The 13119-nt window shown below is 59.2% G+C and carries 12 protein-coding genes and 1 pseudogene; 2 read left to right on the top strand and 11 right to left on the bottom strand.

The window, feature by feature from the left end; translation table 11 throughout:
* The first annotated feature begins 32 nt into the window (after nt 1–32).
* On the top strand, nt 33–3287 hold the full coding sequence (locus tag AC1XOS_RS12745) for a S41 family peptidase (RefSeq protein ID WP_481962599.1): 3255 nt from the start codon (nt 33–35) through the stop codon (nt 3285–3287).
* 10 nt (nt 3288–3297) lie between these two features.
* On the opposite strand, the gene AC1XOS_RS12740 is transcribed toward AC1XOS_RS12745, so the two are convergent.
* Nucleotides 3298–4074 (bottom strand): glycine-rich domain-containing protein, encoded by a 777-nt coding sequence (locus AC1XOS_RS12740; protein ID WP_481962598.1) that lies wholly within the window; start codon nt 4072–4074, stop codon nt 3298–3300.
* Nucleotides 4075–4304: 230 nt separating this feature from the next.
* Nucleotides 4305–5309 carry a dTDP-glucose 4,6-dehydratase gene (gene rfbB / locus AC1XOS_RS12735; RefSeq protein ID WP_481962597.1) on the bottom strand — a complete coding sequence of 335 codons (1005 nt, stop codon included), beginning with the start codon at nt 5307–5309 and terminating at the stop codon, nt 4305–4307.
* 43 nt (nt 5310–5352) lie between these two features.
* Between rfbB and AC1XOS_RS12730 the strand changes: the two genes are divergently transcribed.
* Entirely contained in the window at nt 5353–6147 is a 795-nt protein-coding gene (locus AC1XOS_RS12730) for a phytanoyl-CoA dioxygenase family protein (protein ID WP_481962596.1), read from the top strand.
* A 169-nt stretch (nt 6148–6316) separates the two neighbouring features.
* Here the strand turns inward: AC1XOS_RS12730 and AC1XOS_RS12725 are convergent, their stop codons facing one another.
* The 9 genes and pseudogenes from AC1XOS_RS12725 to AC1XOS_RS12685 form a co-directional block, all read right to left on the bottom strand.
* Entirely contained in the window at nt 6317–6736 is a 420-nt protein-coding gene (locus tag AC1XOS_RS12725; RefSeq protein WP_481962595.1) for a hypothetical protein, read from the bottom strand.
* A gap of 5 nt (nt 6737–6741) precedes the next feature.
* A complete protein-coding gene (locus tag AC1XOS_RS12720) occupies nt 6742–8547 on the bottom strand; it encodes a M3 family oligoendopeptidase (protein ID WP_481962594.1) in 1806 nt (601 codons plus the stop codon).
* 77 nt (nt 8548–8624) lie between these two features.
* Nucleotides 8625–9764: a M20/M25/M40 family metallo-hydrolase gene (locus tag AC1XOS_RS12715; RefSeq protein ID WP_481962593.1), complete on the bottom strand. Its 1140-nt coding sequence runs from the start codon at nt 9762–9764 to the stop codon at nt 8625–8627.
* A 6-nt stretch (nt 9765–9770) separates the two neighbouring features.
* Complete coding sequence (locus AC1XOS_RS12710) at nt 9771–10235, bottom strand: hypothetical protein (protein WP_481962592.1); 465 nt, start codon at nt 10233–10235, stop codon at nt 9771–9773.
* 67 nt (nt 10236–10302) lie between these two features.
* Complete coding sequence (locus AC1XOS_RS12705; protein WP_481962591.1) at nt 10303–10503, bottom strand: hypothetical protein; 201 nt, start codon at nt 10501–10503, stop codon at nt 10303–10305.
* A gap of 26 nt (nt 10504–10529) precedes the next feature.
* Entirely contained in the window at nt 10530–11375 is an 846-nt protein-coding gene (locus AC1XOS_RS12700; RefSeq protein WP_481962590.1) for a prepilin-type N-terminal cleavage/methylation domain-containing protein, read from the bottom strand.
* Nucleotides 11376–11461: 86 nt separating this feature from the next.
* Entirely contained in the window at nt 11462–12082 is a 621-nt protein-coding gene (locus AC1XOS_RS12695) for a hypothetical protein (RefSeq protein ID WP_481962589.1), read from the bottom strand.
* Nucleotides 12083–12086: 4 nt separating this feature from the next.
* Nucleotides 12087–12263 (bottom strand): annotated as a pseudogene (locus AC1XOS_RS12690) (DUF1559 domain-containing protein); the annotation flags it as partial.
* Between the two features lie 66 nt (nt 12264–12329).
* Nucleotides 12330–13119 (bottom strand): hypothetical protein (locus tag AC1XOS_RS12685; protein ID WP_481962588.1); only part of this gene is annotated, 790 nt, incomplete at its 5' end.

Below are 13119 nucleotides of genomic sequence, written 5' to 3'. Positions count from 1 at the left end.
GCGCAAAAGGCTCGGTTGGGTATATTTTCCGCATGATACTTCCGGCCCCCTTCTTCATAGCAACTCTCGCACTCTCGCAACCTCTCCAAGCCCCCACCACGCGCGGATACTTTCGCACGCCTAGCCTGCGTGGCGAGGTGGCGGTCTTTGCGGCGGAGGGCGATCTGTGGCGCGTCTCGGTCAGCGGTGGACTGGCGACGCGGCTGACGACGCACCCGAGTGAGGAGAGTAGTCCTGCCCTCTCGCCGGATGGGAAGTGGGTGGCGTTCTCGGCGGCGTCCGAAGGCCCCGATGAGGTCTATGTCATGCCCACCACAGGTGGCGAGCCCACACGACTGACCTTTGGCGCGGGGGGGACCGTGGCGGGCTGGACCAAAGACGGAAAGATTCTCTACGCCACCGCCAAGCACGCGACGCTTCCCGGCGTGCAGCTTGTCGCTCTTGATCCCAAGACCAAGCAGCGCGCCCGCGTGCCCCTCGCCCAGGCCAGTGATGGGGTCTACGACGACGCGGGGAATCTCTACTTCACGCGCTTTGACTTTCAGGGCAGCCAGACCAAGCGCTACCAGGGCGGCACGGCACAGAACCTCTGGAAGCTTGCGCCAAGTGCGCCAGAGGCGGTCCCGCTGACGACGGACTTCAAGGGCACGAGCCGTAACCCGATGGTCTGGAAAGAGAGGATCTACTTTCTCTCGGACCGTGACGGAGTGATGAATGTCTGGAGCATGGACAGCAATGGCAAAGGCCTCAAGCAGGTGACGCATGAGGCAGGCTTTGATGTCCAGAACCCACAGCTTGATGCGAGCACGGGCAAGTTAATCTACCAGCACGGCGCGGATTTGTTGGTTGCCGATGCCACGACAGGCACATCCCAGAAGCTCTCGATCCAGCTTAGCTCGGACTTTGACCAGCTGCGCGAGCGCTGGATCACCAAGCCCTTGACCTGGGTGACGGCGGCACATCTCTCGCCCAGCGGCGATAAGGTGGTGCTGACGGCGCGGGGCCAGGTCTATGTGGTGCCTACGGGCAAGACCGGGCGCATTGTCGAGGCCACCCGCAAGCCTGGCGTGCGCTACCGCGAGGCGCGCTTTCTCCCCGATGGCAAGGGCCTTGTCGCGCTCTCCGATGAGTCGGGCGAGGTCGAGCTCTGGAAGCTGCCGCCCACGGGCGAGATTAATGGCCACCGTGAGCAGCTCACCAAAGACGGCCAGGTGCTGCGCTGGGACACGACTCCCTCACCCGATGGCAAGTGGATCGCCCACACCGATAAGTTCTACCGCCTGCACCTCACCGACACGACCACCAAGACCACAAAAGTCATCGCCACCAGCGATGATGGCAATATCGGCAGTGTCGCTTTCTCCGCCGATAGCCGCTATATCGCCTTTAGCTACCCCTGCGCCAACCAGTTTAGTCAGCTCCGGCTCTACGATACCAAGACGGGCACCACGACCGAGCTGACCACGGACCGCTACGACTGCTCCGACCCCACGTTCTCCCCCGATGGCAAGTTTCTGTATTTTCTGTCGGACCGCGCGTTCCACTCCAAAGTCGGCTCGCCGTGGGGGCCGCGCCAGCCAGAGCCGTTCTTCGAGAACCAGACCCAAGTCTTTTCACTAAGCCTCCAGCCCGGTAACCACTCGCCGTTTTTACCCTCCGATGAGCTGGACGAGGAGAAAAAAGCAGAAGAGAAGAAACCCGAGGAGAAGAAACCCGAGGAGAAAAAGCCCGAGGCTCCGCTTCCCGAAATAGCCACTGAGGGAATCGCCAAGCGCCTGAGCCTGATTCCCGTTCCGGCGGGCAGCTACAGCGGCCTCAAGACCGACGGCAAGAAGCTCTTTCTGCTCAGCTCAGGCAGCCTCTCGGCCATTTCCATCCGGAGCGAGGATATCAAGCTGGAGCCTGTCGCCAGTAATGTCAGCGGCTATGAGCTGAGTGCAGATAGCAAGAAGATTCTGATCCAGCAAGGTGAGACGATCTCGGTCTTCGATGCGGCGGGCGGCCCCGATCCGGCCAAGAGCCATGTCTCACTTCTCGACCGCTGGAGCTTCTCTCTCGATCCCAAAGAGGAGTGGAAGCAGATGTACGAGGAGGCATGGCGTCTCCACCGCGACTACTTCTACGACCCCAATATGCACGGTGTTGACTGGAAAGCCCTGCGCGAAAAATATCGCCCGCTGGCCGCACGAATCGCCTGCCGCGCCGATCTCTCCGATGTACTGGCGCAGCTGATGGGCGAGCTCTCGGTCTTGCATACGTTTGTCTATGGCGGCGACCAGCGTCCCGGCACAGATAGCATTGGCGTGGGGACGCTCGGTGCGGAGTGGGAGCGCGATGAAGCCAAGGGCGGCTGGCGAATCACCCGGCTCTGGCGCACCGACCCGGACATGCCCGAGAAGCTAGGGCCATTGCTCAAGCCGGGCGTGGAGGCAAGCGAGGGCGATGTGATTGCACAGCTCAACGGTGTTCCGACGCTCTCCGTGGACGATCCGGCGCAGCTCTTGCGTGCTCAGACGAATAAGCAAGTGCGCCTGCGCCTCTACCCCGGCGGCGACGCCAGCAAAGCCCGCGATGTGATCGTCACTGCGATCTCGGGTAGCCAGGAGTGGGACCTGCGCTACAGCGACTGGGAGCTTTCCCGACGGCAAATGGTCGAGAAGGCCGCACCGGGCAAGCTCGGCTATGTGCATCTCCGGGCGATGGGGAGCGATGATATTGCGCAGTGGGAGCGGGAGTTCTATCCGGTCTTCAACCGCGATGGGCTGATTATTGATGTGCGCCACAACAACGGGGGCAATATTGATAGCTGGATCTTAGAAAAACTCATGCGCAAGGCCTGGATGTTCTGGAAAGCCCCGGTTGGTGCCCCCTACTGGAACATGCAGTACGCCTTCCGTGGCAAGCTCGTGGTGCTGTGCGACGAGAGCACCGCCTCCGATGGCGAGGCGTTTGCCGAGGGCTTCAAGCGCCTGGGGCTGGGCAAAGTGATCGGAACCCGCACCTGGGGCGGCGAGGTCTGGCTGACCTCCTCCAACACGCTGGTAGACCGGGGAATCGCCACGGCGGCAGAGTTTGGCGTCTTCGGCCCCGAGGGCAACTGGCTTGTTGAAGGCCAGGGCGTCGAGCCCGACATTGTCGTGGACAACCTCCCCCGCGCCACCTACGACGGCAAAGACACGCAGCTCGACGCAGCAATCCAGCACTTGCTCAGGGAGCTAGAGAAGAACCCCATTCCGAAGCTCAAAGTACCGCCGTACCCCAACAAAGCCTTCCCGAAGCGGCGCTAGAGCAGCACTCTCAGTCGCCGCCACCACATCCGCCGCCACAAGAACTACCGCAGGAGGAACCGCCGCCGTCGCCTCCTCCTGCATCGCCACCGCCTGCATCCCCTCCACTGCCGCCACTGCCGCAGCTTGATGCGATAAAGAGCCCTCCACAGCTTCCCCCGCCACTATCGCCGTGCGAGTCGCTGCGCCCATTGCGACGCTTATCGTTCGCGCTAAGAATCGCGACCAAGATGATCACCCCAAAAATCAGCGCGAGGATAAAGATACCCGCCGCCGGGTTACCACTCGCTCCCGCCAGAGCCACGCTTCCCAGCCCCGTCGCCAGCCAGCCCAGTGCCCGCTTCCATCCTAGGCTTCCCACCTTTTGTGGCTTCGTCGTCCCCCAGACACGGCTCGGTGGCTCCTCGCCAAAGACTTGCCGGTAGCTCTCCTGCGTCCTGGCATATTGTGCTGCAAAGTGCACCGTATCCTCGGGCTTGCCTGTGCCAGGCTCGTGGTGGAGTGGCTTGCCAAGAATCTCCCCACAGAGCACCTCCCAGTAGGAGCGGGTGTAGAGCAAGTGCAGGTGCCAGGCTTCGTCCACGGCTTTCGAGGGAGTCACGGCGTGCTCAGCGACCTGCGTCAGATAGAGAAAGCGCCGGTACTCCCCGATCACCTGCTCCGTAAACAAAACGCCCCACTCGTTTTCACGAGCGAGGCGCTGCACAAAGCCAGTTTCCAGGGGAAGCTCCGCAAGCTTCTGCCAGAGTGGATTTTGTTGATAGTGTGTTGTGTTGTTGTTTCGCATGTTTTTTGTTTTCCTTTTTGTTTTTTCGTTTCGTTCTCTTTCAATGGTTGAGACCCGCCACGGAAGACATGCGTTATTAAGCGTTCGTTAAATAATTCTGCCCAATGGAATTGGGCATCAACAATGGCACGACGCGCCGCAAAGCCCGTGCCGGGCTCCCAATTTTGTTCCCCAGCCCGGCACGGGCTTTGCAGCCAAAGGCTACTGCAGATGCCGATTTCAATCGGCGGCTATTTTCGGTCGCCGTACCATTTTTTGGTGAAGCTCTGGTAGTCATCGCTGGCCTTGATCTTGCGCCACCAGGGCTCGTTGTCCACGTACCACTTCACGGTCTGCTCCAGCAGCACCTCAAAGTCGCGGCGGGGAGCAAAACCGAGCGCCTGCATCTTGTCGGTGTTGAGGCTGTAGCGTCGGTCGTGGCCGGGCCTATCGGTGACGTAGCGAATCAGGCTCTCCGGCTTACCAAGCGCGGCGAGAATTCCCTTGACCACGTCAATATTGTGCCGCTCCGAGCCGCCCCCGACATTGTAGATCTCGCCAGGTGTTCCTTGATGGAGTGCAATATCCACTCCGATGCAGTGATCCAGAACCCACATCCAGTCGCGCTCTTGCTTGCCATCGCCGTAGACTGGCAGCGGAATGTCCTGCATGGCATTGGTAATCATCAGGGGAATCAGCTTCTCGGGGTAGTGGTACGGACCAAACGTATTCGAGCCACGCGTCACGATCGTGTTCAGGCCAAACGTGACATTGTAGGCACGGACTAAAAGCTCACCGCCCGCCTTAGCCGCCGAGTACGGCTGGTTGGGCTCCAGCGGATCACCCTCTTTAAACTCGCCATCGGTACTGCCATAAACTTCATCTGTTGATACTTGATGAAATCTAATGTGCTTGTGCTTTCGCGCGGCTTCCAAGAGCACCCCCACGCCGTTAAAGTTGGTCTTCTGCGCCGTCTCGGGGTCTAGGATCGCTCTATCGTTGTGGCTCTCGGCGGCGAAGTTGATGATGCAGTCCACGTTGCGTGCCAGGTTCTCGACTAGCGCTGCGTCCTCGATCCGGCCCTGGAAAAACGCAAAGCGGGGGTTGTCCCAGAGGTCGTGGAAGTTGTCTGTATTCCCGGCGTAGGTGAGGGCATCGAGCACCCAGACCGTGTAGTCGGGGTACTTGCTCAGAAAGTAGCGCACAAAGTTAGAGCCAATAAACCCGGCCCCACCGGTCACAAGAAAGCGTTTCATAGTTCAGAAGGATTATCGGCTCACGAGAAGGAAATTGCAAGCCATGACACTGACGACAGACCAGATTCGCTTCTTTCACCTCAACGGTTTTCTCGCGATTGATACGCCCATCACCGATGATACCGAGCTTGCCTGGATGCGCGACGTCTACGACCGGATCTTTACCGAGCGAGCCGGGCGCGAGTCGGGCGATCAGTTTGATCTCGGCGGCACCGATGAAGATGGCAAGACCGAGGCGCTTCCGCAGATTCTTAATCCCGCCAAGTACGCCCCCGAGCTCAGAGACGGCAAGTATCTCAGCGTCGCCACCGAGATCGTGCGGCAGCTGCTTGGCCCCGAGGTCTCGGCGGGTGTTGCGCACGCCATCTTCAAGCCCGCAGCACCCGTAAACGGGTACCCGGGCGCCCCAACGCCGTGGCACCAGGACGAGGCCTACTGGGACCCGCAGTGGCAGTACAAGAATGTCTCGATCTGGATGCCGCTGCAAGAAGCGACTCTTGAGAATGGCTGCCTCTGGTTCATGCCCGGGAGCCACGAGTGGGATGTCCAGCCGCACCAGCCCATCGGGGGAGATGTGCGCATTCACGGCCTCGAAATGCTGGATACATCGTTCGCCAAAGACGCCATCGCCTGCCCCCTGCCCGCAGGCGGCATCACGATCCACCGCAACCGAACCGCGCACTACGCCGGGCCCAATACATCTGCGATTCCGCGCCGGGCGCTGATTCTCGGAGCGGGCCTGCCCAACAAGCCTCGCCAAGGCGCAGCTCGTCGCTTCCCCTGGAACGAGGTCAAAGAGACGCCTCGTGAAGCACGCGCCAAAGCGGCGCGTGGGTAGAGTGTCCCGCCGGTTATATGTCCCGACGGTTGGAGCGGCGGGACTGGAGAGCTAAAGCTACGAAGGCCGCTTCGGGCCATACTGGGCTTTATGGGCCGGGTACCCTCTGGGTGGCCCTTTGTAGCCGAGGAACGAGGCTCTCTAGCTCCCCCGCTCCAACCGGGGGAGGCTAACTAGCGGTAACCAGCTCACGGCTCTCTTTGTGGGCTTCGGTCTCCTCATCGGCGAAGCCCACTTCGAGCTCTTCCCAGGTGCGGTGGGCTTCCCACCAGCCGGTGGTGCCGTACTTACTGTGGACAATGGCCCACTTGCCGCGCAGGAGCTTGCCGTCGTTGAGGAGCTTGCCCTCGTAGCGCACTGGTGCGAGCGAGCGCTTCTTCAGGCGGTAGATCTTGGTGAAGATCACCTCATCGCCAACCTGCCGGGCGTGGTGAATTACGGCTTCGCCTAGAGGGCCGTCATCGAGGATCGTGCCGTGGAACATGCCATCAGGGCCGGCGGCGGAGAAAGTGGCCTCGAAGCCGCAGGGCTGACCAAGGTTATGGTCGAAGTGGTACTCTCCTAGCCAGCCCCCCGCGACGGTCGGCACGTGCGCTAGCCCTTGTCTTCCAGCAGGCTCACGAACTGGTCTATCTCAGCACGAACCACATCCAGCGACGCGCTCCAGAACGCCTCGCTCTCGATATCGAGCCCGAAGCGCTGCGCCAGCTCGGTGGCGTTGGCCATTCCGGTCTGAGAGAGCAAGTCGTCGTAGGCGGCGCGGAAGCTCTCGGGGTCTTGCTCGTACTGGGCGTAGAGTCCCAGGCCAAAGAGGAAGCCGAACATGTAGGGGAAGTTGTAGAACGCCGAGCCGTAGTAGTGGCCTTTGACGGCCCACATGTACGGATGGAGCGCATTGCTATCGAGGCCGTCGCCGTAGGTCTCGCGCTGGGCCGTGAGCATCAGCTCGCACAGCTCCTCGGCGGAGAGATCACGCTCTTTTCGCTTCTCGATCACGGCTTGCTCGAAACGGAAACGGCTATCAATGTCTACTACCACTTGGCAGGAGTTCTGAAGCGAGGCTTCCAAGATCGCCAGGCGCTCGGCGGGCGCGGCGCTCTTGAGGGCCGCGTGCTTGACAATGGTCTCACAGAAGATACTCGCCGTCTCAGCCAGCGTCATCGGGGTGCCGGACTGGAGAATCGTGCGGTCTTTCAGGCAGAGATTATGGTAGGCATGACCCAGCTCATGGGCGAGCGTGCTGACCCCATCGAAGCTGGGGCGGTAGTTCTGCATGATCCGCGACTCACCCGGCCCGACACTGGCGCAGAACGCACCGTCGCGCTTGCCAGGGCGCGGCTCGGCATCTATCCAGCGCTCGGAGAAAGTCTTGCGGGCGAAGTCTCCCATTTTTTGCGAGTAGGCATCGAAGTTCTCCCCGATAAAGCGCTCCGCCTCACTCCAGCTCCAGTCGCTCGCCTCATTCCCTTCCACACTCAGCGGCGCAAGGAGATCCCACCAGGGAAGCGCCTCGGTGTTGCTGACTTTTCTTGCCTTGGCTTTTAAGTAGCGGCGGAAGTCCGGAAACGACTTCTCGGCGGCGGCGCGCATGGCATCTAAAGTCGCACGGGTGATGGAGTTGTCGTTGCAGCAGCGCTCTAAGACCTCGCTCCAGCCCCGGCGCTCGGCGAGCAGGCGCGTCTCGTGCTTGATGCCGTTCAGCGCAAATGCGAGGGGCAGAGCGACTCCCTTCCAGGCTTGCAGCTCAGCCTCGTAGGCGCTTTTTCGTGTCTCGGCGTTTTCGTCGGTGGCGAGGGTGCGGATGACACTCATCGGGGTGGGCTCGCCCTTAAAATCTACCATGAGCTGGCTGGTGAGATCGCTGTGCAGTCGTGCCCAGGCGCTACTGCCCGAGAGCGAAAGATGGGCAACCAGCTCCTCTTGCTCCAAAGGAAGCTGGTGCTCCGCGTAGATTTTTGCCTCACGGACACTGTAGGCATGCGCTGCCGCCACTTCGGACTTTGTGATCAGGGCCTCACTATCGAGCGAGCCCATAAAGGCCGTGAAGCGTGTCCCCAAGCTGGAAAGCGGAATCAGAGCCCCACGCAGCTCACTCAGCTTGGCCTGCGCCGCCGCATCGCGCGAGTCCGTCGAGATCCGAAGCGAGAGATAGGCCCGAACGCGCCGCAGCTCCGAGTAGAGCGTGTTAAATGCCTCCGTTGCCGCCTCATAGGCCGCAATATCCTCGTCAGTGAGAGGGCCTGAGGGACGAGCGATGATATTTTTCTCGTTAAAGAGCGTCTCCAGAGTCTTGGTCTGGGTCAGAACATCAGCAAAAGCGGCCGTAAATTCGGGGGTGTCTAGCTCGGTAAAAAGCGGCGAAAGATCCCAGCGCGGAAGTAAAGCATCGTATTTAGACATAGTTACCGGGCATTGTACCCAAGAAGCCCGGTCTTTAAAAACAACGTAAAGTAGCCACGTTTCATTAAGGCATGCTCTTAGTGCGCACTCTGAGCGGCAGCGCGGACGATCTCGATGATCCAGCGGGTATCGAGCACCATCTCAGAGAGCGTGCAGAACTCATCGTGGGTGTGGACGTCTTGCATGCCCGTGGCCAGCACGGTCGTCGGAACCCCGTAGGCGTTGAAGTGGTTACCATCCGAGCCCCCTCCCGACTCGGCGTAGCCTGGGGTGAGCCCGGCGGCTTCGGCGGCACGTGCGCCCAGCTGCAAGACAGGGCTCTCTTTATCGAGCCGATACGCCGGGTACTCACCGATCACCTCGACATGGGCACTCGCGCCCAGTGCCGCCGCCTCGCGCTCAAAGACCTCTTTCATGTGCGCGGTCTGGGCCACGAGCTTTTCCTGAACCCGTGAGCGTGCCTCGGCGACAATCACCACCTCACCGGGGACGATATTTCGGGCCAGCCCTCCGTGGATGGTGCCGATATTGGCCGTCGTCTCCGCATCAATGCGTCCGAGCTGCATCTTGGAGATCGCATTCGAGGCCGCAACAATCGCGCTGATCCCCAGCTCCGGCGCGGCTCCGGCGTGCGACTGCTTGCCCGTGATCGTCACGCGAAACGAGTTCTGAGCGGGCGCAGCGTAGGTCATGGTTCCCACGGGCGGCCCCGCATCCAGCACAAAGCCGTACTTTGCCTTGATGCGCTTCGGGTCCAGCAGCCGTGCCCCGACCAGCCCAATCTCCTCACAGATCATCAAGAGCAGCTGGATGTCCCCGTGCGCCTCCCCCGACTCAGCAAGCTGCGCCATCGCCTCTAGGATCGGGGCCATACCGCACTTGTCATCGGCTCCCAGGATTGTGTCCGAGGCGGAAGAGATCCTATCGCCGTCGATCTTGACTTCTAAGCCGGGGGTTGGCTCCACCGTGTCAAAGTGCGACGAGAAGAAGATCCCTGGAGCGCCTTCCACGGTGCCTTTCTTGAAGGCGATGAGATTCCCAACCGTCCCCTTCTCACCCGGAAGCCGCTCATGGGCATCGTCAAACTCGACGGAGAACCCTAACGTCTCCAAGTACTGCGCCGCCCACTCGGAGACAGGCTTCTCGTGGCGCGAGGGAGTATTGAAGTTCACCAGCGTCAAAAACGTCTCTAACAGGCGTGGTTCATTGATCATCATCTCGCGTTATTTTTTCCCTGCGATCTGTGCCTTAAAAAGTCCCTTTTGTTTCGCATCGAGAATCGTGAGGATTTCTTGATTTTTCTTATCTTCGATTGGTTTCTGCTCAAGCTGAATCTTCTTCGTGATCGGACCAACCTCCGCTTGCATTTTTGCTTGAAGCTTAATCATCTCGGCAGTATAGATTTCAGGCTTTAATTTTTTGGCTCGTAGGGCCACAAAGAGCGGAGCATGTTTGGCACGAACTGCATCTGCCTGCGGCTTATATTTCTTGCGAACAGCTTGCAGTTGAGCGAAATACTTCGCATTGATTTCACTCATTTTTATCTGCTGGGCCGCAGTCAGGCTAAGGGGGTCTCCTGATGCACTTCCCATTGCCGATCCGCCCTGTGCAAGAGCAGGCACAGGAGCCATCACCAGAGTCATGATGATCCCTGCTAAGCAGCAGAGAATACCCATCTTTATTTTCATAGGATAAACCACCTTTCCAAAAAGAAACCCCCCGCCCGAGCTCTCGGGCGGGGGGTAGTTTGACAAACTACATGCCTGCTGGCTTGACTGCCGCTCCCTGCATGCTGGAGGTCGTATTCTGGGGAGCAGCCTTGGGCTGTCCTCCCATTGTTTCAGGACGTGCATCCGCCTTGGGGGGAGGTGCAGCCCCAACCGTCTTATCTTCCGAAGAGCAACCGGCTAATGCCATGATAGACACCAGGATTACTAAAACAGTCAAAATGCGCATAGTTTGATTCCTTGTTTTTAACTAGCCTACTGCAGATCCCACATGTAGGTATTGCGGTCGGTGATCTGAATAGCACTGTTGGCTTGTCCCGTTCCTGTACGCCAGTTGGTACCAACAGCGAGCCCACCAGGGGTGAACCACTTCGCATGGCCATCACAGAAGGAAACGTTACCACCACTGTTGTGCCGTGGAGCAAAAGACCCCGTGAAGGTTGGCTTGCTAGCGTAGTTAATCGTATCGCCCCAAGCTCCCGTCCCCCAGCCACCGTTGGAGTATGTACAGCAGTCAGGAGCCCAGATGGCGGCGGGGCTGTCCACATGCTCAGAGGTGTAGAAACCCGCTGAGCTACCGACGTTCTTGGTATCGGTCATGAGAACCGTTGCAGCAGGCTGTGCAATACCGGCCATCGCGACAGGCAGACCTGGGAACGGGGCACAGGTCGGGGAGGGCATTAGGTAGTTCCAGTTCAGACCGTACTGGGGCCAGCGCATCCAGTTGTAGTACCACTTGATATTAGCATTGGAACCATTGAAAATACCAAAAGGATCTGTCGGATCGCTCGGACAGCGGACAATGTTCCAGTTCTTCTGGTAGGGCTGAATCAGCTCCGGCCAGAAGCGTCGGTCGTTGGGGAATGCTTGCCCTGTGTAAGTGATGGTGCTTGGGATCATGACCTCATCATAGTCCTGTACATACATCATCACGCCAAGCGCCATCTGCTTCATGTTGGAGAGACAGGAAATGGAACGAGCCTTCTCACGAGCTTGAGCAAAAACAGGGAAGAGAATCGCCGCTAGGATTGCGATAATCGCGATCACGACGAGAAGTTCGATCAGCGTGAAGCCACGCTGACGCGGTTTAAGATGAAACATAATTACCTCACTTAGTTTTATCTAAACCCTCTGAGGAAAGACAACTTAGTGCAACACAGTACGAGTTCAGATTTACCTACTATACCCTAGATTTCCGCTCTGAGGCAAGCCTTGTTTTTAAGGTCAAGTGAAATAATTAACAACAGGGACTCTTCCGACAAGACCCCGAGAGTCGTCTCGGGGCCTTGCCCCGTGCCCACTACTTGGGGGTAAACCCAGGTGGTGGAGGAAGCGACAGTACTTGGTACCGGGGTTGGGGTCGCCTCTTCCGGCTTGCGACAGCCCGCTCCCACCCCTGCGCCACGCACCGCACTGGCATCGCCATGGAAGCGAGCCACAGGAAGGAACTTGGCGTGACCATCGGCAAAGCCCACATTCAAGAACGCCGTCTCCGCAGGACGACCGAGAAGCGCAATGCCCTTGCAGCGGCGCTCCGCAAACTGCCCTGCGCGGCAGTCAAAAGGGTTTGGGTTGGGATAGCCCGCAAGCTTGGTTGACCCGCCCCAGCCACCGTAGTAGGAGAACCGGTTAAACGGTGTCCAGACATAGTGGGCCGTCACTTTCACCCCCGCAGGCGTGGCCCCGAAGATAGAGGCATACCCCGCAGGCTCTTTGAGCGCAGAGGGACAGAGCCAGACCTGAGTGTTTTTAATATACGGATCTACCAGCTCCATCCAGGGCCGGAAAGAGCCCGCCCCCGTGGGCATGAACTTGGAGGTACATCATCACACCCGTCAGGATCTGTTTGGTGTTAGAGAGACAAGCGGCTCCGCGGGCCTTCTCACGGGCCTGGGCAAAGACAGGAAAAAGAATCGCGGCTAAGATCGCGATGCTAGCAATGACGACGAGAAGCTCAATCCGTGTGAAGACCTGTCGTGTACGAGACATTTTCAAACCTTCCTTTAAACCAACGTGGATGAGTGACGAGACACGATTAAGCAAGTAACGACGAAACTAATTGCCAGGCCGGTAGTACCAGAGGCACCAGAGATTCAGTGCCGCCAGCGTGATCACCAGCCCATGCGCAGCCCCTCGTCGCCGTGCCGGTGGCAAGAGAGCGAGAAAGCCATATCCACTAATCGCACCAAACGGCGCAAGCATTACATAAAAATAACGGCCTTGCGGCGTGTAGTGCCGCCAGTTGTATAAAATATAGATTAGTGTCGTGGTGCTCATTAGAACCAGCACCGCCAGAAGCCATGCCTGCCGGACTCGTCTTGCTCTCTTGCCTCTTTGCCAGGCTCCCCAGAGCGCCGCTGCCTGCCACACCATCAGTGTCAGAAAAAGAGGCATGGGCAGATGCTTCTGGAGACCATCAAAGGTTCCCCAGAACGAGCGCCACCCAAAGGCCGCAATCGAGAAAAGATAGCGCGGTGGTGAGAAGCCTCGGGTGGCTTTGTAGTGGAGATAGCCGGGCTGAGCGACATCCCAGAGCTTATCTGAGGTCTCTTTACAGAGAGCGTCCCCACACCGGCTGATATTTCCCACAAACCACCAGCCCATACTAACGAGTGTGGTGAGCAACGCAACCAGAGTCGTCTTGAATGCCCGCAGCCAGCCAAAGCGCCAGCCCACCGCCAAAAAAATGGCGGGAAACAGTCCCAGGCACGTCAGCTTGCTCCCAACTCCCACCGCGCACCAGAACGCAAGCTCAAGGGTTCGCCGCCGACGCCCTCGGAGCAGCTCCGCCAGTACCGCCAGCGCTGCCGTGGCCGCAAGTGCCGCCAAGTTCTCGTTATTGATC

The organism is Armatimonas sp., assembly GCF_964826245.1.
The sequence above is the reverse complement of the archived record's forward strand: the minus strand, read 5'-3'. Positions and strand labels throughout refer to the sequence as shown.